General features: G+C 46.6%; 18 protein-coding genes and 1 pseudogene. 9 read left to right on the forward strand and 10 right to left on the reverse strand.

All coding sequences use genetic code 11. The annotated features are described in order from the left end of the window. Window positions 1-56 precede the first annotated feature (56 nt). The 5 genes from NG792_RS04505 to patX all read left to right on the forward strand — a co-directional run bounded on the left by NG792_RS04505 (window position 57) and on the right by patX (window position 3,340). On the forward strand, window positions 57-719 hold the full coding sequence (locus NG792_RS04505; protein WP_261234682.1) for an alpha/beta hydrolase: 663 nt from the start codon (window positions 57-59) through the stop codon (window positions 717-719). Between the two features lie 98 nt (window positions 720-817). Beyond that, window positions 818-1,030 carry a protein IsiD gene (isiD, locus tag NG792_RS04510; protein ID WP_261201569.1) on the forward strand — a complete coding sequence of 71 codons (213 nt, stop codon included), beginning with the start codon at window positions 818-820 and terminating at the stop codon, window positions 1,028-1,030. 22 nt (window positions 1,031-1,052) lie between these two features. Then, complete coding sequence (gene coaBC, locus NG792_RS04515; protein ID WP_261234683.1) at window positions 1,053-2,327, forward strand: bifunctional phosphopantothenoylcysteine decarboxylase/phosphopantothenate--cysteine ligase CoaBC; 1,275 nt, start codon at window positions 1,053-1,055, stop codon at window positions 2,325-2,327. 71 nt (window positions 2,328-2,398) lie between these two features. Further along, window positions 2,399-2,704, forward strand: a complete 306-nt coding sequence (locus NG792_RS04520) for a small RNA NsiR4-regulated ssr1528 family protein (protein WP_261234684.1) — start codon at window positions 2,399-2,401, stop codon at window positions 2,702-2,704. Between the two features lie 456 nt (window positions 2,705-3,160). Continuing rightward, window positions 3,161-3,340, forward strand: a complete 180-nt coding sequence (gene patX, locus NG792_RS29130) for a heterocyst-inhibiting protein PatX (RefSeq protein ID WP_435387560.1) — start codon at window positions 3,161-3,163, stop codon at window positions 3,338-3,340. Here the strand turns inward: patX and NG792_RS04525 are convergent. Both NG792_RS04525 and NG792_RS04530 read right to left on the reverse strand, forming a co-directional pair. Next, window positions 3,267-3,566 (reverse strand): hypothetical protein, encoded by a 300-nt coding sequence (locus tag NG792_RS04525; protein WP_261201566.1) that lies wholly within the window; start codon window positions 3,564-3,566, stop codon window positions 3,267-3,269. The two genes, patX and NG792_RS04525, sit on opposite strands and share 74 nt — an antisense overlap. Next, entirely contained in the window at window positions 3,566-4,372 is an 807-nt protein-coding gene (locus NG792_RS04530) for a pentapeptide repeat-containing protein (protein ID WP_261201565.1), read from the reverse strand. Before NG792_RS04530 ends, NG792_RS04525 begins: the two co-directional genes overlap by 1 nt. Window positions 4,373-6,644: 2,272 nt before the next feature. Here NG792_RS04530 and argZ point away from each other — a divergent pair. Then, complete coding sequence (gene argZ, locus NG792_RS04535; protein WP_261234685.1) at window positions 6,645-8,750, forward strand: bifunctional arginine dihydrolase/ornithine cyclodeaminase; 2,106 nt, start codon at window positions 6,645-6,647, stop codon at window positions 8,748-8,750. Window positions 8,751-8,886: 136 nt separating this feature from the next. On the opposite strand, the gene NG792_RS04540 is transcribed toward argZ, so the two are convergent. Continuing rightward, window positions 8,887-9,054, reverse strand: coding sequence for a hypothetical protein (locus NG792_RS04540; protein ID WP_261234686.1), 168 nt, complete (start codon window positions 9,052-9,054; stop codon window positions 8,887-8,889). A gap of 542 nt (window positions 9,055-9,596) precedes the next feature. Here NG792_RS04540 and NG792_RS04545 point away from each other — a divergent pair. Further along, window positions 9,597-9,965: a DUF4258 domain-containing protein gene (locus NG792_RS04545; protein WP_261201562.1), complete on the forward strand. Its 369-nt coding sequence runs from the start codon at window positions 9,597-9,599 to the stop codon at window positions 9,963-9,965. Window positions 9,966-10,052: 87 nt separating this feature from the next. Here the strand turns inward: NG792_RS04545 and NG792_RS04550 are convergent, their stop codons facing one another. Continuing rightward, window positions 10,053-10,703 carry an HAD-IB family phosphatase gene (locus NG792_RS04550; protein ID WP_261234687.1) on the reverse strand — a complete coding sequence of 217 codons (651 nt, stop codon included), beginning with the start codon at window positions 10,701-10,703 and terminating at the stop codon, window positions 10,053-10,055. A 232-nt stretch (window positions 10,704-10,935) separates the two neighbouring features. On the opposite strand from NG792_RS04550, the gene NG792_RS04555 reads away from it, so the two are divergent. Together NG792_RS04555 and NG792_RS04560 are read left to right on the forward strand one after the other, a co-directional pair. Beyond that, entirely contained in the window at window positions 10,936-15,510 is a 4,575-nt protein-coding gene (locus NG792_RS04555) for a PAS domain S-box protein (RefSeq protein ID WP_261234688.1), read from the forward strand. 273 nt (window positions 15,511-15,783) lie between these two features. Beyond that, window positions 15,784-18,402 carry a putative Ig domain-containing protein gene (locus NG792_RS04560; protein WP_261234689.1) on the forward strand — a complete coding sequence of 873 codons (2,619 nt, stop codon included), beginning with the start codon at window positions 15,784-15,786 and terminating at the stop codon, window positions 18,400-18,402. Between the two features lie 202 nt (window positions 18,403-18,604). On the opposite strand, the gene NG792_RS04565 is transcribed toward NG792_RS04560, so the two are convergent. From NG792_RS04565 to NG792_RS04595, 6 genes and pseudogenes are all read right to left on the reverse strand, one after another. Next, on the reverse strand, window positions 18,605-20,098 hold the full coding sequence (locus tag NG792_RS04565; protein WP_261234690.1) for a bifunctional metallophosphatase/5'-nucleotidase: 1,494 nt from the start codon (window positions 20,096-20,098) through the stop codon (window positions 18,605-18,607). Window positions 20,099-20,248: 150 nt separating this feature from the next. Continuing rightward, window positions 20,249-20,821 (reverse strand): Uma2 family endonuclease, encoded by a 573-nt coding sequence (locus NG792_RS04570; RefSeq protein WP_261234691.1) that lies wholly within the window; start codon window positions 20,819-20,821, stop codon window positions 20,249-20,251. Between the two features lie 51 nt (window positions 20,822-20,872). Beyond that, on the reverse strand, window positions 20,873-21,445 hold the full coding sequence (locus NG792_RS04575; protein WP_261234692.1) for a Uma2 family endonuclease: 573 nt from the start codon (window positions 21,443-21,445) through the stop codon (window positions 20,873-20,875). A gap of 76 nt (window positions 21,446-21,521) precedes the next feature. Continuing rightward, on the reverse strand, window positions 21,522-21,749 hold the full coding sequence (gene ssb / locus NG792_RS04580; RefSeq protein WP_435387562.1) for a single-stranded DNA-binding protein: 228 nt from the start codon (window positions 21,747-21,749) through the stop codon (window positions 21,522-21,524). A 613-nt stretch (window positions 21,750-22,362) separates the two neighbouring features. Next, window positions 22,363-22,548 (reverse strand): annotated as a pseudogene (locus tag NG792_RS29135) (reverse transcriptase N-terminal domain-containing protein); the annotation flags it as partial. 783 nt (window positions 22,549-23,331) lie between these two features. Further along, the coding region (locus NG792_RS04595; RefSeq protein ID WP_261234693.1) for a group II intron maturase-specific domain-containing protein at window positions 23,332-23,937 on the reverse strand (606 nt) is incomplete at its 5' end.

A 23,937-nucleotide genomic window follows, 5' to 3' on the forward strand; every position in this document is an offset into this window, starting at 1 on the left:
TGTGGATGCAACCGACAGCCTGGGGGATATTAAGATAGAGGGTGCAAAATATTCAGATGGAAGGAACAGACCCCTTGTCTTTAGAAGCGATCGCCATTCCACCGACTAGCGCCCAACCCCCCCGAGGTATTATTGTCATGCTCCACGGATGGGGTGCTAATAGTCAAGATTTAGCTCCCTTAGCCTCCTTGCTCAATTTCCCCGACTTCCTGTTTCTGTTTGCGGATGCGCCTTTTCCCCACCCCCAGGTTCGGGAGGGCAGAATGTGGTATGACCTGAACAGTCCAAATTATCAGAAGTTACCCGAAAGTCAGGAAATATTGACGATGTGGCTGCGATCGCTCGAAGGCAGTACCGGCGTTCCCTTGGAACGAACGGTGTTAAGCGGGTTTTCCCAAGGCGGTGCGATGGCGTTAGATGTGGGACTGCGGTTACCCTTAGCCGGTTTAGTGTCCATGAGTGGTTATTTACATTGTGAACCCCAACCGATGGGCGATCGCCTACCCCCCACCTTAATCATGCATGGCACCGAGGACCCGGTGGTTCCCCTGAGTGCTGCTCATCAGGCGCGGGAAGTCTTCCAAGCCTTGGGGGTGGCGGTGCAATATCGGGAATGGAGAATGGGTCATTCCATTTTGCCGGAACAAATGGAGGTGATGCAACAGTTTATTGAGGAAATTTTTCCGGCCTCAGAAGCGACTAATATTAATAAGCCTTAAGATTTAGGTCGCAACCCGATCAATTAGAGTACAATCTACTCTTGTAGCGGACTTGCTTTGCTAGATCCAAGTGCTCATACATAATGGAGGGGCGAACGATGGGAGCGACAACCATTTCCACTCGGGATATAACTTCGATGACGGAGGCTGATATCGAGAAACTCGCTATCCGTCTTGAACTAGATGATTATGCCGATCCGTTTGAGGGCTTGAATGATTGGCATCTGCTACGTGCGATCGCCTTTCGTCGTCCAGAACTCGTTGAACCTTACATCTATTTGTTGGACTTGCAACCTTACGATGAAGGGTAACCGCTTAGGGTCAGTCTGAACCATGAGTGAGGACGTTAACCAGACAGGCATCCAGGGGGGCAACCTCCTCGTGCCTTCTTCATTTGAAAATAGACGGATTCTGCTGGGCATCACGGGCGGAATTGCCGCCTATAAAGTTTGTGATGCCATCTCAACCCTGGCGAAAGCGGGGGCGCAGGTCCGGGCGATTCTGACTCGCGGTGCCCAGGAATTTATTACCCCCTTGACGGTGACCACCCTGTGTCGTCATCCTGCCTATACCGATGCCAACTTCTGGCAACCCGTCCATTCCCGACCGTTACATATTGAACTCGGGGAATGGGCAGAAGTTTTGCTAATTGCCCCTCTGACGGCGAATACCTTGGCGAAGTTGGCAACGGGAATGGCGGATAATCTGCTCACCAATACGGTTCTGGCTTCCACTTGTCCGATTTTACTGGCCCCGGCGATGAATACGGAAATGTGGAATCAGTCAGTGACCCAACGCAATTGGGAACAGGTGGTTCAGGGGTCGCGATTTCACGGGATTGAACCGGGTTCGGGACTGCTGGCTTGCGATCGCGTCGGGACAGGCAGGATGGCGGAACCGGAGCTAATTTTAGCCCATTTAGAATCAGTCTTACATACCCAGGGGAAGCCGGATTTAGCCGGTAAGCGGGTGTTAATTGGTGCGGGAAGTACCCGCGAGCATTTTGATCCAGTCCGGTTTATCGGCAATCCCGCCACGGGCAAAATGGGCATTGCTTTAGCACGCTGTGCGCTCCATCGTGGGGCTGAAGTGACGTTTGTGGGAGGGTCAATGTCCCCCGGGTTTCACGAGTTGATACCCGGTGCGCGGATCAGGGCGGTGACTCACGCCGCACAGATGCAGCAGGCGATGCTGGAATTTTTTCCCCAGGCGGATATTACGGTAATGGCGGCAGCGGTGGCGGATGTTAGGCCGGTGCAGTTTCATTCGCACAAGTTACCGAAGCAGGCGCTGCCGGAGAGTTTGCCGTTGGAATCGGTGCCGGATATTATCGCACAATTGGGGGAATGCAAGCAATCCCATCAGTGGTTAATAGGGTTTGCCGCGCAAACGGGGGATATTGTGACTCCAGCAATTGAAAAGTTGCGCCGGAAGAAATTAGATGCGATCGTCGCCAATCCGATTGATCGTCCAAATGCGGGGTTTGGGAGTGATAGTAATCAGGCGGTGGTGATTGATGCCACAGGACGACAACAGGCGATCGCACCCTGTAGTAAGTTGAAATTGGCCCATCACGTGTTTGATTTTATCCAGTCTCTTTCCCGGTAAGTCTTTGGGTAGATGGGGAGGGGACGGAACTTGGTAGAATGCTGGGGTAATCTTTGACTTCAAGAGTGTTTATGACGACCGAAAACAAGCCAGTTGCGGAGAGTACCACCGGCGCGGATGCCATCGATGTGGCGATCGCCCAAGGAATTGATTTTGATGGTTCTCCCATTCCCGAGGCTAAACTTAACCTTTACAATCAGGTGATGGGACTAGAGGCGGGACGGCAGCGCAGTGGCGTTTCCAATACCATGCGATCACGGATTGTGCGGATTGGGGCGAAACATATCCCTCAAGATGAACTCAACCAGATGCTGACCCAGGCTGACTTTGCGCCTTTAAAAGAGAAAGAAATCGCCTTTTACTATGGTGGGAAATAGCCCAAAAATTTAGGATTGAGAATCCCGGCGATCGGGATATTTTTAGGGGGCGCACTCAGCGCTCCTTAATTTTTTTTATAAGCCTATTTCTATTTTAACATTTTTTCACTGAGATGGCAACCCGGGCTTGATGTGGGGGTTTGTCAGGCAGTATTTTTTTTGAGTCGCGGATTTTTTTAAATCTTGCCTGCTACAACAATACAGATAACCTTCAGGAGAAATTCCCCGCCCACCTAATGAGCCAGCTCTATCCTACAAGGGTTGCAGCGGGATTCAAGGTATTTTCTCCCTTTCTGGGGTGGAAGATTATGGCTGTAAATTTAGGAAATTTTTCTCTCATTATATAAAAAGAATTGGGGTAAAAGGAGGGGAATAATTATTTTTATTGACTATTTAAACTGATAAAAAGTCGAGATTTCGTAAGGAGTAATAGAAGCTCTGAAACGGATCTTGGATATGCGTAGCTACTTTTCGATTATTTTCTGTAGCCTGTTCTTATTGGGTTTGGCGGCAAACTTCTCTGGGCGTGAATCTCACAGTTTAGAGCTGTCGCGTTCCGAGTTCAACACACAGGTCTTATCAGCCAGACTAGAATCGGGGCAAGAAATAACCCCCCATCGTGGGAGTGGACGGTAAGGTTAACCCGCGATCGCATGGAGTAGATGACACCATGAAAAACTGTATCTGCCCGAATTGAACCGACCGATAGGTCATACAGATGAGGAAGGACATCCATTGTGAACCCGAGGGAAAGCGATCGCTCAACAAGAGGGAAATCTCCAGTCACCTCTTCGAGGAACGAGACCTTTGATAACAGTCTAGCCCAGTAACAATACTGGGCTAGACTGCTGCCTACCTTCATTAAGACGGCAACCCCGGACGAGGAAGGCCGAGATGATTGGATGACGAGTGCAAGGAATTGGTTTGGAGGACGCTGACGTAAGACATATTGGGATGATTCTGAGGTGCAGGAGGGCGATCGGGCGGGCGCATTCCTACCAAATTGTCCTGGTACAGCCCGATCGCACCATCGAGCTTCGCCTGAGCCAAATTAGCGCCAGTCAAATCCGCACCCGTGAGATTCGCACCATTGAGATTAGCATTTAATAAGTTAGCGTTTCTCAAATTCACCCCGGAGAGGTTGGCATCACTCAGATCCGCTTCCACTAACCGGGCATTACTCAAGTCGGCATTGGATAAATTTGCGTTGCGGATTTGAGCATGACCGAGATTAGCACCGGAGAGGTTAATCCCATTCATCTGAGTGCTATTAAGATTTGCACCGATTAAATTCGCCCCTTCGAGAGAAGCCCCACTAAGATTAGCCTCTTCAAGGTTGGTATTGACTAAATTAGCAAATACTAAATCGGCACCGCCCAGTTGGGCATGATTCAGCTTGGCATCGAGGAAGTTGACGCCTTTAGCATCAACCCCACTCAGGTCGCTATTAATCAGGTCAGCGGCCACGAAATTTGCAAAACTGAGTTCGGCTCCACTTAAGTTGGCATTACTCAGATTAGTGCCGTTGAGGTTGGCAAACATCAATTTGGCACCGCTCAAGTCAGCACCACTGAGATTGAGCCTGGTTAAGTGGGCATCTCGGAGGTCCCCACCTTGACATTGTTTCGTTGCCAACAAGCGTTTGATGTGGGCGTTATTTGCAGACATATTTCTTCCTGTTGATGGTAATCCCTAAAACTCTTGAATACTGACGTTAGGGCCGATAATATTTCGTGAAAATGAAAAGGGAATAAATCCCGAGGCTAAAACCCCAAAAACCACTGTTACTTACACCAAAATTTTGTGGGTTTCAGGAAAATCGATCTGGGTTAAATTTCAACCCATTTAGGGCCGGATACCATTGCTCTTGGGTTATTCCAGGCGATTAAAAAATTGGAGCCTCCCTTGAAAAAAAACAAGTTTTCTGGCGCTCAAAAAAATTGATGTTCCTCCTCAAATTTTCCTTTTCAAAGGAAAAAAATCCCTGATTCAGTGTTTGCTTTGGAGCTGGAGCAGGCACAAGACTCCGTAATTTTATGGAGGGTAAATGGGCAAGAATAGCGCTCTTAAACCTCCACCCACTTCGGCGACTGCCAGCGGGTCGAGGCTTCATCGGGGTATTTTTTGGTAAAGAAAGAGCAATGGGAAAAGATTGGGTTGAGCCCAGTTGTCCGGGTTGAGGGGGCGGAAAACGCAGAAAAATCCCCCTAGCCCAAAGACTAGGAGGAAACCAGGGTGCAACTAAGAGATCTATTCGGCTCCATTGCACCTGGATCCGGAATAGAGACCGGGTAAAAACTCCCAGGTCCCCTAGCTGCACAGGTCTGTAAAAACCCACACCCTGTTCTATAAGTGTTCCGCAGGAAAGGGGGGGGCTATACGGAATTAGCCTGCCGACTCCGGCTACCCACCCGGTGGGGTATCGGTTTTTGAACAGGCGATCGCCGATCGCCCGTAAGGATGCCAACAGCGTCGAGATCACGGATAGATCAATCGCTCCATCGGTGATCTGGCCGATCGCGTTCAGATTTTGCACAATAAACGGAATCATCAGCATTGGCTTGATAAATTCTGGCCCAACTCTCAACCTATTTGTGCAAATGCAACCCCGAGGCAATCGCGCCCACATCTATATCGATGCGTTCGGGAACTTGCCTTGATATTTTTCTATCTCTGTCTTGGGTACTCAAACTCAAGACTGGTCATGGTGCTGGGAATGAGTCTCTCCACACTCAATTCCTGATGGAGATTTAGGACCCGCCTGAAAAATCCTACTCCGAATCAAACTTGTGCGAAGATTCCTCAAAAATTTCTCTCTCCAGAGAGATGAAGATTAAAACAAAGAGATTGTTGCCCTCTGATGAGAGCTAAATCCTCTCGATTGTTTGTAGATGCGTCAATGTCTTCCCTGTGCCATCCGCGCAGGAGGGTTACCCAGTCCGTAACCTGCGGGTGTAGATGTAGGCACTCATCGCGATCAAGATCGCAATAGCTCGATGATTTTACTGATGAGAATGCACGCTAAAGACACAAGATACTCCAATCCCGAGGTGCTGTCAAGGGGGGTCCATCTGGGAAATCTCCAACGGGATTGCGATCGCCTCCCTCAAAAACTGGGCAAAAATTATCCTGTCAATGGCGGATTCTTAACCCAGGGAAAGATCGGCTGTTTCTATTTTTAACCCTTTCCCGGATGCTTACAGTCCGGGGGGGAAATAACGAATTGGATGCACCCTGATTGAGAGTCCCCCTGGCCCAAAGCTAGGGGATTTTTTTTCGCCTCCGTGCCGTCCAATCCCGGGTGAGATTTTTCGGTGTAAAAGTCTGAGAATAAAGGAGTTATCAAGGGCGATCGCTGTTTTTTTAGGAGAATAGTAAATCGAGTTTTCCGGCGATCGCCTTCGCTTCAGGCGACTACTTCCCTCCCTCAAAAAAACTTGCACTATTTTCCGGATAAACTCCTCTGAACTAGAATTTAATAATATAGATGCACCCTGATTGACGAACCCTCTAGCTTCGGCTAGGGGGATTTTTTTTTCTTCACTCAATCCGCCATTCACAGGCGATTTCTTCGGTGGCTGTCGCTGCCGAGACGGAAGGTGCGATCGCCCTTGATCCTATTCCCTCCAGCCCTCAATTGCACCCGGGTTTCGCCGTTCTCCCTTCCCAGAACAACCCTTTCATAAAAGGCTTGACGCAACCCGCTTCTCAATTTCTAGTAGAGAATCTATCTTCCAGGTAAAAGGGACTACTTTTTTTACCTCAAAAACTTATTACTATCTTGTGATAAGATAAAGAATTGGCTGTTATGACATAGCTCAGACCAATTCGTTCTGAAAAAACCTCCTTTTTATGTAAAAAAGGAGGAGTTTTGTCTTGCTGCTACAGAAATCACTGAATCCCAAATCTGTAACATTACTTACCGAATATAGCGCAAATTATGAATTCTGAGACTCGTATCCTGATGTGTCCCCCCAACCACTATGACGTGGATTATGTGATTAATCCCTGGATGGAGGGCAACATCCACAAATCTTCTCGCGATCGCGCCACGGAGCAGTGGCACAAACTTTTCCATATCATCAAAGAACACGCCCTTGTCGAACTCGTCGATCCCCAACCCGGTTGGCCCGATATGGTTTTTACCGCCAATGCCGGATTAGTTCTGGGCAAAAAAGTTGTCCTGAGTCGCTTTTTCCACAAAGAACGCCAAGGGGAAGAACCCTATTTCAAACAGTGGTTTGAAGCCCAAGGGTACACCGTCTACGAACTCCCGAAAGATTTACCCTTTGAAGGGGCCGGAGATGCACTGCTCGATCGCGAAGGACGGTGGCTATGGGCAGGATACGGTTTCCGTTCTGAACTCGATTCCCACTCCTATATTGCCAAGTGGTTAGATATCCAAGTCATCTCCCTTCAATTAGCCGATGAACGGTTCTATCACCTGGATACCTGCTTCTGTCCCCTCAATCGCGGTTACTTACTGTATTATCCCCCAGCTTTTGACTTCTACTCCAATCGCATCATCGAAATGCGCGTCCCCCCAGAAAAGCGGATTGCCATTGGAGAAGCAGACGCTGTAAATTTTGCCTGCAATGCGGTCAATGTTGAAGACAAAGTAATCATGAACAAGGTCAGCGATGACCTGAAACAACGCCTCAAAGATGCCGGTTTTGAGGTGTTTGAAACCACCCTGAGCGAATTCCTCAAAGCAGGGGGTGCAGCGAAATGTCTGACCCTGCGAACCACCGAACCGGTGAAGGAGGATGTCCATGCTAACGAACCCGTGGAAAGTCGGACGATTCGCTTAGAAGGACATCTGCTGGATACGGGATTAATCAACCGGGCCCTAGATACCATCGTTGAAGGTGGCGGCAGTTTCCAAGTCTTGAATTTTAATTTGGGAGAGCAACGGCAGAGCACCTCAACGGCGGAGGTGAAAGTCTCAGCGCCTTCTCATGGCGTGATGGAAGAGATTTTAGCTCAGTTGATTGACTTGGGTGCTGTAGATTTGCCGCAAGATGAGCGGGATGCCAAACTCGAACCTGTCCAACAAAAAGGGGTGGCTCCGGATGATTTCTATGTAACAACAATCTATCCCACGGAAGTGCGGATCAAGGGGGAATGGGTTCGGGTACTCAATCATCGCATGGATGGCGCGATCGCCGTGGTGCAAACCCCCCAAGGGCCAGTGGCTCGATGCAAGCTCCTGCGCGATTTGGAACTAGGTGAGTCGGTGGTGGTGGATGTGGCTGGAATCCGCACGGTTCGGAAGATGGGAGCGCGGGAACAACGCAACAACCAAGAATTCAGCTTTATGTCTTCCGGGGTCTCCAGCGAGCGCCGGGTGGAATTGGTGGTGGAACAAGTCGCCTGGGAATTGCGGCAAATTCGCGATCGCGGCGGTAAGGTGGTGGTGACTGCCGGACCTGTGGTGATTCATACCGGCGGCGGCGAACATCTGAGCCGGTTAATTCGGGAAGGGTATATCCAGGGGTTGCTCGGTGGCAATGCGATCGCCGTTCACGATATGGAACAATCGTTCATGGGAACCTCCCTCGGGGTGGACATGAAGCGGGGTGTCGCGGTCCGGGGTGGACATCGGCATCACCTGAAAACCATTAACACCATTCGCCGCTATGGCAGTATTGCGAAAGCGGTGGAACAAGGTGCGCTCCAAAGTGGTATATTTTACGAATGTGTGAAGCACAATGTACCCTTTGCTCTGGCGGGTTCAATCCGCGATGACGGACCGTTGCCTGATACTCAAATGGATTTAATTAAGGCCCAGGAAGAGTATGCGAAGCTACTGGAAGGGGCGGAGATGATTTTGATGTTATCAACTATGTTGCACTCGATTGGGGTCGGTAATATGACGCCTTCTGGGGTGAAAATGGTCTGTGTGGATATTAATCCGGCAGTGGTCACTAAACTCAGCGATCGCGGTTCCGTTGAATCAACGGGGGTGGTTACCGATGTGGGCCTATTCCTGAGCTTGTTAACCAAGCATTTAGACCTGTTGACCTCTCCCTATCATGCCGCCTAACTGCTGAAATCCGGGGGACGAGTGCGGTTGCACGTTCCCGTCTCTAATCTTTGATTTCCGTAGCCTCCCCTTAGTTTAAGGGGAGGTTCATTTTTGGAGGGAACAGGCTGAGGTCCCAGAGTCTTGGGGACTCTCCTCAGTTCCTGGTCCCAGGTTTGGGAAGAATGGGATGCTCCCGCAAGAGGGCGATCGACCAGTTCTGGAAACGGCATAATCTGAGGCGATCGCCTTCTTTTCCTTGACCCCCAAAGGCTTTGTCGTCACAACCGGGGGTTGGAATCCCCGGTTTGCAACCTCTTAACATCCCCTTGCGTCTATGACGATTAACAAACCGTCCCTAGTAACAGAGGGAGTCACGGCAGGGGTGCTTATGATAAAAAGCATAACCAACAAGGGAAATTGCTCAGGGTCCGTTTACTCTGGAGAACACTTTGTCAATTTAAAGACAGTTACCCTCTCCGGTTTTATCGTAAATAGATCTCAGGTTTTTTAAGAATTGCAACGAATTTTGACTCAATTTACGATTGGGTTGGAAGTCAAGGGCATTCTTGGGATAGGGATGATTCTAGGAAAAAGTTGCTGGTGAACCTTTCCTAAATCTAAAAATTGGCATCTACCCCCTTGCGATCGTCGCTTGTTTCACCAGAATTTTGGGAACGGGTTAAGGTCTCCTTGACCTGATCACGGGTTAAAAAGGGCCCGAATCCAAATCCAGTTTTCCCTCAATTGTTCTGATTGAACCGGGGAACTCCCGTTCAATCCTCGTTACACTCATTTTTTTATGTGCATGAAACTGAATTTATTTTTCGACAGGTCTGAAGTAAATTATTCCCAGGAGTGGTATCAATGGACGCGAACAGAAAGCTTACCGCTATGATTGAAGGCGATTCCAATATCGAAGCGATCGGTTTATTGGGTGCGGTACATCGCCGAAAAGACCTCAATCATTTAGAACGCAGACAGCAGCAACGTGCTATCAGTAATGCCATGATTACCGTGGCTTTAATCTACGGCAAAAAGACATTCAGCCGAGGCGCGTTGGTTTATACCCTGAACGATCGCAGCTTGGAAAGAACCCCTTATGCAAAGTTCATTGACGTTCTCCGGGGTCTGCGAGTTGTCTGTCTAATCGGTCCTCCGGACCCTAAAATTCTCACCGCTTACTGGCACGAAGAAACCAAACGTAGAGCAAGTAAATCTCGTTGTTACAATTGAACAATACTGGTAAAAATAAAGCGTGACTCTTGTGCTATTTCCTCACATGAGTCACGCTTTATGATTGGTACGCCCTTGAGATGTCATTTAGACCGAATTCCACCGGCGATCGAGAGTATCTCGTAGGTCAAAAAAATCATGCCACTCCAAATAGGGTTTTTGGCGATCGGCGAGATAGGTAGCAAGGCGATCGCGCGCAAACACCACCCCCGCTTGCATTCCCAAATTCAAATCAGTCACCGAATCCCCGATCGCCACGGTTTCCCCTGCGCAATACCGCCTCATCACCTCCACCTTATTTACCAATTCCGTCCCCGCTTCAAACTCGGAATGCACCCGCAGATACTCGGCACCCAGATCCACTTCTACCGCATGAATCGCCAAAATCCGCTGTTTCAAGGGACCTAACACCGTCTCCACCATACCCCGCAACCCCCCAGAAACAATGGCGATCGGCACCCCCTGGTGTTCCAAAAAATCCAAAAACTCCACAAACCCCGATCGCATCGGTTCCCCCTCCATAAACGCCAAAATCTCTGGATATTGGACCGTAGGAATCGATTCCAGGGTTTGTCGCACCCCATCTCGCAGGGTTAAACGCAACCCATAGATTTCCGGCAGCAGTTCTCTCGCCAGGGTCGGTGTGAACTCCTGCATCATCTTCACGAAAGTATCTTCCGTGGTAATGGTCCCATCAAAATCACACAAGACAAGCCGTTCAAAGGAATCGGGTTTCACAGTTTTTTTGCTCAGGATTGAGTAGAAGCTATAGAAAACCCCAGATTTCACAGCCCAGGCCGTGAGAGGTGTAAGGCTAAGAATATTCAGCAGAGATCTCCCTTGTCAAGAGGATCTGTCTCTTCTGAGTTCTGAGTCTTCTCCGAAGGTGGGTATAATTTGAACAGCCATACGCTTTTAGTCGTGGGATTTTCAACGTTCGGCCTTGATCATCATTTACCATTTTGATGCCATGATCTTACCCCGTCAAATTGAGTTTCACCCGCCCACTCAGTCCGATCGCCAGGAAGTAGATTCAGGGTCCATTCCCCCCTTTCTCCTTCAAGACAATCAGCCCTTCCAAGCGCTCTTTGCTGCCGCCGTAGATGCTATGATGATCATTGATGACCGGGGCTACTACCTTGATCTTAACCGGGCGGCTTGTTCCTTATTAGGGTTACTGCCGCAAAACCTGCGCGGATGTACCCTCAGAGATTTTACCGCCCCGGGCTTTGATTTCGACCAATCTTGGCAAACCTGGTTAGCACAAGGTGAAATGTGCGGTAAAGTTCGCCTCATCCGCCCGGATCGGGAAGTGCGAGAGGTCGAATATGTTGCTAAGGCGAATTTTTGGCGTGATTATCATTTGTTAATTTTCGGAGATGTTACCGACCTCAACCGCGCACCCGACCCAGTTCCACACCTCATCCCCAATCCGCCGATCTCCCCTTCTACCCCGGAGTCTCACCTAACACCACTGCAACAAAGTGAAGAAGAGTATCGCTTTCAACAGCTTACCCGTCATCTTCCGGGAGTGATCTATCAGTTTCGCCTCCTTCCCGATGGTCAGTCTTATTTCCCTTACGCCAGTGACGGGTTGAGAGCCATTTATGGCGTCGCGCCGGAAGCTGTGCGGGAGGATTCGGCCCTAGTTTTTAAATCCGTTCATCACGAGGACCTGCCACGAGTGACCCAGACGATTCTGGAGTCCGGAAAACAGCTTACCCCCTGGCATTGTGAGTATCGAATTTGTCATCCGGATGGGCGTTTAATCTGGGTTCTCGCCCACTCAACCCCCCAGGCAGAACCCGATGGTGGTATCACGTGGTATGGCTATGTGCGGGATATTACAGACCAAAAAGCGCGGGAAAAAGCCCTGCAAATCAGCGAAAGTAAGTTTCGCAACCTGATTGACAATCTCAATGATATGGTATTTATTATTGAGCCGGATGGGACTTTTAGTTATGTCAGTCCGACGTTTGAATCTATCATGGGATATCGATCTTTCGATTTATTACATCGTTCTTTTGCAGAGCTTGTTTATTCGGAAGACCTGGCGTTTTGTATAGATGCGTTTGAGCGATCGCTCCAAAAGCAAAAAGTCCGGGGACTTGAATACCGCGTCTTACATAAAAATGGACACTATTACTGGCATTCCACGAATGTATCAGCATTGCTTGATGATCAGGGACAAGTGATTGCCGCTTTAGGAATTGCCCGCTATATTCACGATCAGAAACAGGCCGAAATTGCTGTGAGGGAAAGTCATATTCGGTTACAATTGGCGCTGGATACGACCGGGACCGGGACATGGGACTGGAATATGCAGACCAATGATATGGTTTTTTCTAACAATCAGTGGAAGAAATTTCTGGGCTATGATGCCGATGAAATGGTGGATCAGCAGGAGCTTACCTGGGGAAATCGCGTCCATCCAGAGGATAAAGCTCAGATGTATCAGGAGTTAGAAAAACATATCCAAAGTGAAACAGAAATTTATGAAAATGAACATCGGATTCGCTGTAAAGATGGTTCGTATAAATGGAATTTAGTAATTGGGAAAATCGTGGAGTGGGATGAGGAAAACAACCCAGTGCGGTTTATCGGGCTTCATAGTGATGTGACCGATCGCAAAGCCAATGAACTAGCACTGGTTGAACTCACTGAACAACTGCAAAAAGCCCAACAAGTCGCCCATCTCGGCAACTGGTCGATTGATGCCACCACCCAGAAGCTCACTTGGTCGGAGGAAGTTTTTCGCACATTTGGCATGAATCCAGACCAGCCAGAACCAAGCTGGACTGAGCATTTGGAACAAATTCATCCTGATGACCGCGCCTTCTTGCAAGGGCGGGTCATGGAAGCGCAGGAAGGGATTCCTCAAAACTTTGATATTCGCATCCTCCGTCCTGATGGAGAAGTGCGATATATCAATGTCCGGGCTGAACTGGAGTTTCGGAAGAATCAAGTGGTGCGAATGTTTGGGACGACAATGGATATTACCGAACGTGCCAGGACGGAAAATGAACTAGACCAGTCCCGAGAGTTGTTAAGAACGATTCTGGATGCCTTGCCACAGTCTGTGGTTTGGAAAGATCGTCACAGTGTGGTATTAGGCTGTAATCAAGCTTTTGTGAATGCGTTTAGGGGAAGCAGTCCCGAGGAGTTTGTGGGTAAAACCGATGATGATTTTTGTCTGAGTCCAGAAGAAGCAATCCATTACAAAAATTGCGATCGCGAGGTGATGATGAGCGATCGCCCGCTACTCAAGTTAATCGAAACCGTGCAGAACCCTGATGGCAGTAGAAATTGGGTGGAAACGACAAAGATTCCCCTGCACGATCGCACGGGTCTGGTGATGGGGATTGTGGCTATCTTCGAGGATATCACCGATCGTATCCAAGCTGAATCCGCCTTGCGTACCAGTGAGGAAAAGCTGCGATCGCTCTTTGAACTCTGTCCCTTGGGGATTATTTTGAATGATTTGCAGGGCCAATTTATTGAAGCGAATGCCGCTGCCTCTAATATCACAGGCTATACTCTAGCCGAATTAAATCAGTTAAGTTACTGGGATTTAACCCCTGAAGAGTATAATGAAGCAGAGGCGATCCAATTAAACTTACTCCACACTACAGGACGATATGGTCCTTATCAGAAAGAGTATATCCATAGGCAAGGACATCGGGTTCCGGTAGAACTGATTGGATTAAGGATTGATGGGTCCGATGGGGAACAATATATTTGGTCAGTTCTAGCTGACATTACGGAAAGAAAAGCCGCCGAAAAAGCCTTACAAGACAGTGAAGCTCAGACTCGCGCCCTTCTTGAAGCCATTCCGGATATGATGTTGCGCTACAACCGGGATAAAGTCTTTGTCGATTATAAATGTTCGTCACAAATGCCTCCGTTACTACCCCCAGAGCAATTTTTAGGCAAAAATTTATATGAAATTTTGCCCGACTTTCTCGCACAACCTACGGGACAGTTGATTGAAGAAACTTTAAGGACTCAACAGATGCAGTTATTTGAATACGAGCTGATGATACCGGATGGAATGCATAACTACGAAGCTCGTTTTTCAGTGTGTGGGGAGGATGTGCTTTCAATCATTCGGGATATTACCGATCGCAAACAAGCCGAAATGCGACTCCAAGCTTTGCTCAAGCGCACCCAACTGTTAAATCACATCAGCACCGAAATTCGCAATTCTCTCAACCTTGATACAATTTTGCAGAACGCTGTGAATGCCATTTTCGCCGAAATAGAAGTAGATATTTGTACTTTTGTCTGGTATCACGCGGACCGGGAGCCTCACACCATAGAAGTAGTCAAAGAGCAGAAAAATGAGCAGTTGACCAGTTGGATCGGTTCTTATCCTTTGGACAAAGACACTCAATTCATTGAGCAGATTGTCCATGAAAAAATCTATCGCTTAGATCACATCGCAAATTCCCCCGAGGGTTCTTTAAAAACCTTTTGTGAAGCAGCAGGGATTGGGACTTATTTAATTTTACCGATCCATACTCCGGGAAGGCAAATGGGTGGCTTGGAAATGGGCAGAATCGCCAGCGATCGTCCTTGGGAGGATGATGAACTAGAACTGTTGCATAGCATTGGAACTCAGGTGGCGATCGCCATTTATCAAGCCCAACTTTACCAGGATTCTCAAGCCAAAAGCCAAGAACTCCAACAAGCCTATCGCGAACTTCAAGATACCCAAGTCCAGTTAATTCAAGCCGAAAAAATGTCCAGTCTCGGTCAGTTAGTGGCTGGGGTTGCCCATGAAATTAATAACCCGGTAAGCTTTATTTATGGTAACTTAGCTCACGCCTCGGACTACACCGATAATTTGTTGGAATTGATTCAGCTTTACCAAACCTCCTATCCCAATCCCCCCGAGGAGATTACGGAATTCATAGAAGAGATAGAACTGGATTTTCTAATCAGTGATCTTCCTAAAATTATCCAGTCTATGAAAAATGGAGCGTCCCGAATTCGTGATATTGTCCAGTCTCTGCGGACATTTTCCCGGTTAGACGAAGCAGAGGTTAAAGCAGTAGATATCCATGAAAATCTTGACAGTACCTTAATGATTTTACATAATCGCTTAAAGGGTCATGGGAGAGTTCCAGAAATTCAGGTCATTAAGCACTATGGCAACTTACCCTGGGTGGAATGTTATAGCAGTCTGCTCAATCAAGTGTTTATGAATCTGTTAATGAATGCGATCGAGGCGATCGAAGAACAGCGAAACCGTTTGCCGTCCGAGTCGGCATCAGATTATGTAGGTTGTATTACTTTGACAACCCAACTGGTACGCGAAAATCGGGTCTCGATTGTCATTCAAGACAATGGAATTGGCATGACACCTTGGGTGCAGGAAAGGCTATTTAATCCCTTCTTTACCACGAAGGCGATCGGTAAAGGGACGGGGATGGGATTGTCAACCAGCTATCAAATTGTCACGGAAAATCATCAAGGAACCCTGCGCTTTTCTTCTAGGGAAAACCTCGGGACAGAATTTGCGATCGAGTTACCCTTAAAATAACCCCAGCAGAACCCTTGAAATTCCCTCCTCCCATTATTTGATAACCCTCTAAATCATTCTGTACCGGACCCTAAAGAGGCCGTTATTTCTGTCAATTTTAGGTTGTCAAGTTATAAAAGCTTGACACCGGGGATACTTCCATGATAAATTTATTATCTAATAAACCTCCCCTATCATTGAGGGTTCACTTTCAAAATTTGCATCTATCGGGACAGTCAAACTTAGTGCGCCTATTTTGGGGTATTTATATCTTAGTTAGCTCATCCAAAAACCTTGTTACTATCAGGACAACTCGGAGGAATTGTCATGGCGATCGCCTTTCAGGGTGCTTACTTTCAAAATTTCGATTCTCTCGCCGCCAATGGGACGACTCATGCCTGGACCAATCATTTTACTTTACCAGGATGGTACTTATTTCGTCAACCGCTACCGGGAACCGCAATCTCGTTTTATGACGTTAATAATGGTTCAAATCCTAGAGGTAGTTTTTATAGTTATGGATTAACCAATCAGTCCGATCGCGCTTTAGGAGGACTGGGTTCAGGTGGTGATTATTTTAGCAGGCCAGCCTCCGAAAAAATTGCCGGATGGATAGCTTTTGCCGCTACAAATACCACAGGTTTACCCATCAATAGTATAACGTTGAATTTTGATGGGGAACAATGGCGAAGTGGGGCAAATACAACGCGGCAAACCAGGAGATTAGAGTATGGATTAGGAGCAACATTTGAAACAGTTACCAATTGGACTACCCCGGGTGAAAATTTTGATTTTACTTCCCCAATTGCGAGGGAAACACTGGATGAAGTCGATGGAAACACAGAGGGTTTACGGGCAAATCTGGGGGGGACAATACCTGATTTAACGTGGGGCAATAATCAAACGCTTTGGATTCGGTGGGTAACCCTCAACGAGTCGGGACATGACCACGGATTGGCTATTGATAATTTTAGCTTAGTTTGGTATAGTGCCATTATCAGCCAGTCTGAGGGTCTCACGAATGTCACAGAAGGGAGTGCAACGGATACCTATACGGTAGTTTTATCAAACCCACCCACGGCAGACGTAACAATTACTATTAATCCAGATAATCAAACAACAACCGGGGTTAATTCTCTGATATTCACTCCAGAGAATTGGAATCAGCCTCAAACCGTGCAAATTGTGGCTGTTGATGATAATATGGTAGAAGGAAACCATATCGGAACGATTACTCACACAGCGACATCTACCGATCCGAATTATAATGGAATTAGCATCAATTCAGTCACCGCCAATATCACCGATAACGATCGCGCGAATAATTCTCCGGTAATTGTCAATGCGATCGCTGATTTAACCGCCACCGTATCCACTCTATTTAACTTTACCATTCCGGCAGATACCTTCACCGAACCCGATAGCAATCCCCTCACTTATTCGGCGACTTTAGAAGATGGCAGCGATTTACCACAGTGGTTAATTTTTGATTCCACAACTCGCACCTTTAACGGAACCCCCTTCGCGAATCATGTCGGCAATATCAATATTAAAGTCACCGCATTCGATGGAAGTCTCTTCGTTAGTGATATTTTTACTTTATCAGTCAGCGCAGTAACCCCCAATCCAGAAATTGAAGGAGAAAATGCCGCAGAATCGGAACTTAATCCTCCTGAATTGGAAGCTAACAATCCTCAAGCGCCAGCTAACAATCCTCACTTAAACGAAAATACTCCTGCAGCGCCAACTAACAATCCTGAAGCGCCAGCTAACAATCCTGAATTGAACGACAATCCTCTTGAATTGGAAGCTAACAACCCTGATCCGCCAGCTAACAATTCTGCCTCGGAAGCTACCAATCCTGAAGCGCCAGCTAACAATCCTGAATTGAACGAGGAGAATACTCCTGACTCGGAAGCTAACAATCCTGAAGCGCCAGCTAACAATCCTGAATTGAACGAGGAGAATACTCCCGACTCGGAAGCTAACAATCCTGAAGCGAACGAGAATACGCCTCAATCGCAAGATAATAGCCTAGTGGTAACTGACATCGAAACCCTTCAATTTGGGCTATTTGGACCCACCGGACCTTCTTACTTCAAAGAATTTCTTGCCAACAGGGGAGGGAGTTCCCCAATTGAGGTTAATTTATCCAATATTTTCCAGTGGATTTCTACCTTGGAGGAATTATCGACTCCTTCTCTCTCCTCCTCAGATCTAAGTCAATTAGACTTCCAGGGGAAAGAAAATACTCCCTATAATATATTAATAGGGACTCCGGAATCCGACTTTATTCAAGCTAGTTCAGGAGATAATTTTATCCAAGGATTAGGCGGTAATGACTCGCTATTGGGCGGAGAGGAAAATTATATTTTTCCGGGGAATCCCGGGGATAATTTTATCCACACAGGGGCCGAAAATAACTGGATTCATGGCGTAGAAGGAGGCGATACCCTCGTCGGAGGGGATGGGGTAGATATCCTCTATGGCAATGAAGGGAATGATTTAATGTATGCCGGTGGGGGGAATAATTTTCTCTATGGTAATCAACAGAATGATACCCTGATTGGTAAGGATGGAGATGATGTTCTCTATGCTGGCAAAGATGATGATTTGTTGATAGGCGGTGCAGGAGATGATTGGTTATTTGGGGACTTGGGTAACGATGTCCTCATGGGAGGCGCGGGAAAAGACCGATTTATCATTGGTCAAAATACCGGAATTGATTTAATTGTTGACTTTACCGATGGAGAGGATTTAATTGGGTTAGCCCCGGGATTAACTGGGGAAAATCTCACCCTGACTCAAGGGAATAGTAGCACGTTAATTTACGCAGGAAATGACTTGGTTGCTATTCTCAATCCTGTAAAGGTTTCTGATATGAATCAGCCGGATTTCTTTGCAGTTGGATAAACAGTCTAATCCTATTTTTCCAGGAGGGACAGGGCATTGCCTTGTCCCTTTTATTATTGGTCCTAATTCCGGGATTGGGGTAATCAAAAGAGAGGATGATTAAAAAAGCATCGCACCCCCTCATTCCGAATTAATTGGCTAAAATAGAACCCCAACTTTATCAAATACCCAAATTATGGTAAATTACAATTGCCTGCAAAATTTACCTGATAGAGAATTTTTTCCATTGGTCAATCACAATCAACCGGATATCTCTAAGTTCTTCCCCACAGTGGATATCCCGGTGTTCACAGGTTAAAAAATCTAAGCCTTGTTCTCTGCCTTCCACTAAAAATTGAGGGAGTACAACGGTGTAAATCTGATTGGGGTCTAAGGGGCGATCGGCAATCATCCAATGGTTATGAATATCCCGCCTGACATTCGCCGTTTGCAAATAACCGCCAGTCCCTTTATTCTCTGTTCCTTGGTTCAAAACTTGTTCTAGCAGACTTCCTTTCATATCAACTGCTATCACAATACCCGGAAAGGGCAAAAGTCTGAGGACATCATATTGAGTAATCGGACCGGGTTCAATCACGTCATCAATCCGAATTGCGCCACTATTCAAAATTGCTAAGTCAGCCGTCTCTACTTCATTCAACAGAAATTGAGTGAGTAAGGTTGTCAAGTTAGTTGGTTGATGCCGAATGTGACTATCTAACCCCTCCAGGGATTCGGTGAGGGTGGCAATCACTTGGTCGGGATTAAATCCATTGTCTCGAAAGGCTTGATATCCTTTTTCTAGCCATTCCTTGATAATTTGTCGGACGGTTAAATCTTCAGGGATGGCTTGAGTAATGGGGACTAACTCGGAAACAATATTGAGCTGTTGCGTGGTCGTATCATAGATTAAACGGTGGACATATACGGTTCGAGCATTGGCATCGGACTTAAAAATCGGAGTGAGATTAGGACCTCGCCAAACCTGGATATTTTCATGTTCATGACCTCCGATAATTAAGTCAATTTCTGGGATAGCTTCGGCTAATTGTTTATCCTGTTCTAGGGAAAGATGGGTGAGGGCTACCAGAATATCCACTTGGCCTTGCAGTTGCTGAACTTGAGTTTTGGCGGATTGGATGGGGTCTGTATATGTTACATAATTTCTCCGGTTTAAATCCAGGGTTAAGCCGATTAATCCCACTCTAACCACTGCACCTTTTTCACCTTGTATTTCCAAGATGATAGACCGAGGGACTTGCTCAAATTGTTCTCCAGATTCAGTGGAAACGTTAGTGGAAACCCACTGGAAATTAGCCTCTTGCAAGCGAGCATAAAATTGTTCTTTTCTGAGGTCAAATTCGTGATTGCCAAAGGTGGCATAGTCTAATCCAAGGGTATTCATCACTGCGACCATTTGTTGACCGGCGATCGCCTGTCCTTCGATTTGAGCATTTCCCAGTCCAGAAGGACTCAATAAATCTCCCGCCAACAAGGTAAAAGTATGGGTATTTTCCCGTAGTAATTGTTGTTTCAATGTCGCCACTCGCGCCAATCCCCCTCGCGCATTTTTATTCTGGGGTGGGGTGATTTCATTGATGTCATTGAGATGAAGTAAGTTCAGATTAACAATTTCCGCGCAAACCGGAGTGGTAAGCAGGATGCTCAATGCGGATAAAACGATACTGCAAGTTGTCCAAATCTGTAGGCGTTTCATGAGTCACCTCGTGATCCTCAAGACCAGAAAGATGAAATTTGAGGGGTTTTAAAAGGCTTGAATCGGGTAGTACAGGAAATAGTAGATTTTTTATTTTTATAATAAATACCCTGTCCTAGCCGATGTTTTTAAATTATGCGTTAACCTGGGTTAGTTTTCGCTGAAGACCACCTCTTCATAAATCAAGTCTAGGGGAACCCGAAACTCCTCGCTTGCCAGTTCTATTTCATCCCCTTCTCGATAGGTCGAGAGTTCCCATAACCCTTTTTCATTCAAGCGGAAACACTCGACAATCTTTTGGTCTGAACTGACTAGCAAATACTCGCGTAAGCTGGAAATCCGCCGATAGTTTTGAAATTTTTGGCCTCGGTCAAATCCCTCGGTTCCTGGAGAGAGAACCTCGGCAATTAAACAAGGGAAATTAATCACATTTTTTGCAAGTTTATCTTGTTCATTGCAAGTGACCATGACATCGGGATAGTAAAAAGGTCCAGATTCATTAACCCCTAGCTTGGAATCTGCCATTAACACTTTGCACCCTTTTCCTCGGAGGTGATTTTTTAGTGCGGTGGTTAAATTAACAGCTATTTCATTATGAGCAATCGTTCTTCCAGTCATGGCCACCGCTTCGCCATTCATATATTCATGTTTGAGGGGTTGTTGTTCCTCCCATTCTAAGTATTCTTCTGGACTCATATAATTTCGGTCTGGATTAGCAATCATGATATCCTCCTGGGTTTTGATGTTTTATTTTAACTTTTTATGACTTCTAGTTTACCAAATTGGCTGTAAGGTTAGAATAAAATCTGGTAAGACTTCTTCCCCGGATAGGGTTGAAGGAGATTGCAAAACTTCAACTGGGCGATTTTGACGATAAATCTCGACAGTTTTAGTTTCGGGGTCAATTAACCATCCTAACCGCAATCCGTTGGTGAGGTATTCCCGCATTTTGGAACGGGTGGTTTCTATATCATCGGTTTCCGAGATTAATTCGACGGCGAAATCGGGACATAGGGGTAAAATTTTCTTGCGTTGTTCTGGGGTTAATGCGTCCCATCGTTCTAGTTTGAGCCAACTGACATCGGGCGATCGCACTGCACCATTAGGCAACCGAAACCCCGTGGAAGAATCAAAGGCTTTCCCCCGACGCTTTTGACGGTTCCACTCCCACAACTGGCCGCTTAATTCAAAATTGCGATCGCCCGTTTCTCCTCCCGTTGGTGGCATAATGATTAACTCTCCAGTTGCCGTTAATTCTAGCTGTAATTCTTGATTAATTTGCGCTAAGTCTGCAAACTGTTCTACGGTCATTTTTAGCGCCGGTGGCAGATTTAAGGTGACTCCCATCCTTCCTCCTTAATTTTTATTGAGTTGCTCAGCAAGGACAAGGTTCTACCCTGTCCTTGCCTGTGATTTTTAGGCTTTAGAATTCATCGGGATAACCCCCTCCCATACTCGAATGTCCTCCACCCTGCTCGTTATCTTGTTTAGATCCAAGTAATTCGAGGCTGTCAACAGAAATGATGGGTTTAGAACGTTGAGCGCCGGTGGAACGATCGTTCCAATATTCAAACTTTAAACTTCCGGTGACCCCGATTAAACTTCCTTTGCGGACATATTGAGCCGCAACTTCTGCTTTTTTACCCCAGATTTGTTACAGTCGATTAGCCAGTCGCCTCGCTAACCTCTGATTCAAAACCGTACATGAGAGTTTCCCCTCATACGGCTCCTCAGTGATTTGGCTTAATGAGATAAAAAGCCTCTTTTCTGGGTCATTTTCCGGTTAATGAATGTACTTAACCGGGTTGTTTTCCCACTTGGACTCTACCATTTAGCTGCTGCCAGTAGAGATGATACGCTCTGTGATAACTCCCGGTCCTGCGGCGTCCCCAATGCATGACTATTTGGTGCAAATCATGATGGATTCTCTTAATGAGTTCGCCATTGCATTGATGCCGGTTCTGGTTGCTCCAGTCTTGAATCGTCTTGTTGATTTTGGGGATTAAATCTTCCAGTTTGGCGGTTTGATTTACCTTAAATAGAAGAGAGAGGCTTTGGGTACAAGTTTGAATTGGTTTGGCCGAATTCAAGAAGCAGTTGCCCTTTTTCACTCCCGAAGCATTATCTATCCCTTTCCGGTTATTTCCCCCATGCTTTTTATGATTAAAAAAGCTGGTTCTAGGCTGGGCATAATTAGATTTAGCTTCGGAAATCTTCGGTACTAATTTAGTCGGGCCTTGCTGCTTTTCTGCTGGAATTCTCTCCCGAATCGCCAGACATTTTGCGGACCAAGAGCGTGCCAGGGTTTTTTGCAGCTTGCGAAGGGCTTTTGTATCTCCACGTTGAGCGGCTCTGAAAATTCTTTTTTGCAACTTAAACACGACTCGTTCTAGCTGGCGCCAGTTGAGTTGGTTCCATTCCACCCGAGTCATTTGACTGGTTTTAGACATTTACATTGCAATTGATGAATTTATCTCCAAATCACCGTGAGACTATCAGCATATCCATAACCATTACAGTTAGGCTTTGGCTTCGGTCCCAATCCTCGTCTGATGACATTATCCGGTTAGCACCTACTTAAAATATCGACCGATTTTAAGAAATGTCATCGACTCCCCGTTCCGAATGTTCATTGTTTTGAGGCGTTAGGGTGGTACTATCCGCCGAGGGTGTGGGGGATGCAAATTGCTCCATTTAGATGAGCAATTCCAATCTGTCAGACTTTTGTTAAAGATGACAGTTTAACCCTAAGTCATTTTGACGCCAGCGTATCAACCTCTTTCGCTGGGACTGGTTAACGACGGTTACATACCTTTGCATTCAGCTACCCATAACCTCTTGCTAGAAGGGATTTTCGGTAAGGGTCCGAATGACCTCCGTTTCCTCCTTTGCTGCCACCGTTGAATGTGCTAGTTTCAAGGGTGAGGAGGACGCTTTCACTCTTGCATCCGAGAGGGTTGGACTTGAGGGGTTGAAGGATGTTATTTTCTCTTCAACGGGATGTTAATGTCTCTCACCAACATGAACATTCAGTTATCAAAGGTTTGGGAATTTTTCCCATTTCCTTGTAGTTAATCCCCCTTATTTTTGTAAAATAAGGTTTCTAACTAACGGGTCACACCTAAATTAAACCAGTCGGGGGCATCACTCTTGCGCGTGAACCGCTTAACCGCTAGGGTTAAGGTACAAATGACATCGCCAGACTATTAGAGTCGATAGAAATGTCACCATCTCTACCTCTCCTCCAGAACCGAACATGAGACTTTCACCTCATTCGGCTCCTCAGTGATTTGGCTTGTTACAGTACCTCGGTTAGAATGTATAACGTCGTGGCAATGCCTGTGGACCAATATAAGATTGTTAGTTTTGTTATTGCTTCTATCCTTATCAAGATGGTGCACTTCTAACAAGTCTTCACTGGTGAAGCTCAAACCACATTCACTACATCTCCCTTGTTGTTTTCTCAGGAGTTTGGCTGCTACATTTCTGAGCATCGGATGTTGGCTTAATCTTTGTCCCCAGTAGATTAGGTCTCCGTCGTATGGAGTTCTCGTCTTTTTGACTTTTACATGGCGCTTGATTTTTGTGCCAGCATATTTTTCTAAGACGTATTTATTGTCCTGGGTAATGAATTTCCAGCCTAATCCTCTGTTGACTCCCCAGTAGTTAGAGACGACATCAGTATTATTCTGATTCCGCGCCCTTCTTCTTTTAGCCCATCCGAACAATTTTTGGAAAAGTAGACTGTCCATTTTATCGAAGGTTGATGCACTGGCTACTGTTGAGTAATATGCTGCCCATCCCCGGATGACGGGATTCAAGGCATTTATTAGCTGCTC

Origin of the sequence: Laspinema olomoucense D3b (genome assembly GCF_025370785.1) — a bacterium.
Classification (GTDB): domain Bacteria; phylum Cyanobacteriota; class Cyanobacteriia; order Cyanobacteriales; family Laspinemataceae; genus Laspinema; species Laspinema olomoucense.

Excerpts from the sequence above, each read along its gene's own strand:
- NG792_RS04505 (WP_261234682.1), top strand. The coding sequence starts at position 57 with ATGGAAGGAACAGACCCCTTGTCTTTAGAAGCGATCGCCATTCCACCG.
- isiD (WP_261201569.1), top strand. The coding sequence starts at position 818 with ATGGGAGCGACAACCATTTCCACTCGGGATATAACTTCGATGACGGAG.
- coaBC (WP_261234683.1), top strand. The coding sequence starts at position 1,053 with ATGAGTGAGGACGTTAACCAGACAGGCATCCAGGGGGGCAACCTCCTC.
- NG792_RS04520 (WP_261234684.1), top strand. The coding sequence starts at position 2,399 with ATGACGACCGAAAACAAGCCAGTTGCGGAGAGTACCACCGGCGCGGAT.
- patX (WP_435387560.1), top strand. The coding sequence starts at position 3,161 with ATGCGTAGCTACTTTTCGATTATTTTCTGTAGCCTGTTCTTATTGGGT.
- NG792_RS04525 (WP_261201566.1), bottom strand. The coding sequence starts at position 3,566 with ATGAAGGTAGGCAGCAGTCTAGCCCAGTATTGTTACTGGGCTAGACTG.
- NG792_RS04530 (WP_261201565.1), bottom strand. The coding sequence starts at position 4,372 with ATGTCTGCAAATAACGCCCACATCAAACGCTTGTTGGCAACGAAACAA.
- argZ (WP_261234685.1), top strand. The coding sequence starts at position 6,645 with ATGAATTCTGAGACTCGTATCCTGATGTGTCCCCCCAACCACTATGAC.
- NG792_RS04540 (WP_261234686.1), bottom strand. The coding sequence starts at position 9,054 with ATGTTAAGAGGTTGCAAACCGGGGATTCCAACCCCCGGTTGTGACGAC.
- NG792_RS04545 (WP_261201562.1), top strand. The coding sequence starts at position 9,597 with ATGGACGCGAACAGAAAGCTTACCGCTATGATTGAAGGCGATTCCAAT.
- NG792_RS04555 (WP_261234688.1), top strand. The coding sequence starts at position 10,936 with ATGATCTTACCCCGTCAAATTGAGTTTCACCCGCCCACTCAGTCCGAT.
- NG792_RS04565 (WP_261234690.1), bottom strand. The coding sequence starts at position 20,098 with ATGAAACGCCTACAGATTTGGACAACTTGCAGTATCGTTTTATCCGCA.
- NG792_RS04570 (WP_261234691.1), bottom strand. The coding sequence starts at position 20,821 with ATGATTGCTAATCCAGACCGAAATTATATGAGTCCAGAAGAATACTTA.
- NG792_RS04575 (WP_261234692.1), bottom strand. The coding sequence starts at position 21,445 with ATGGGAGTCACCTTAAATCTGCCACCGGCGCTAAAAATGACCGTAGAA.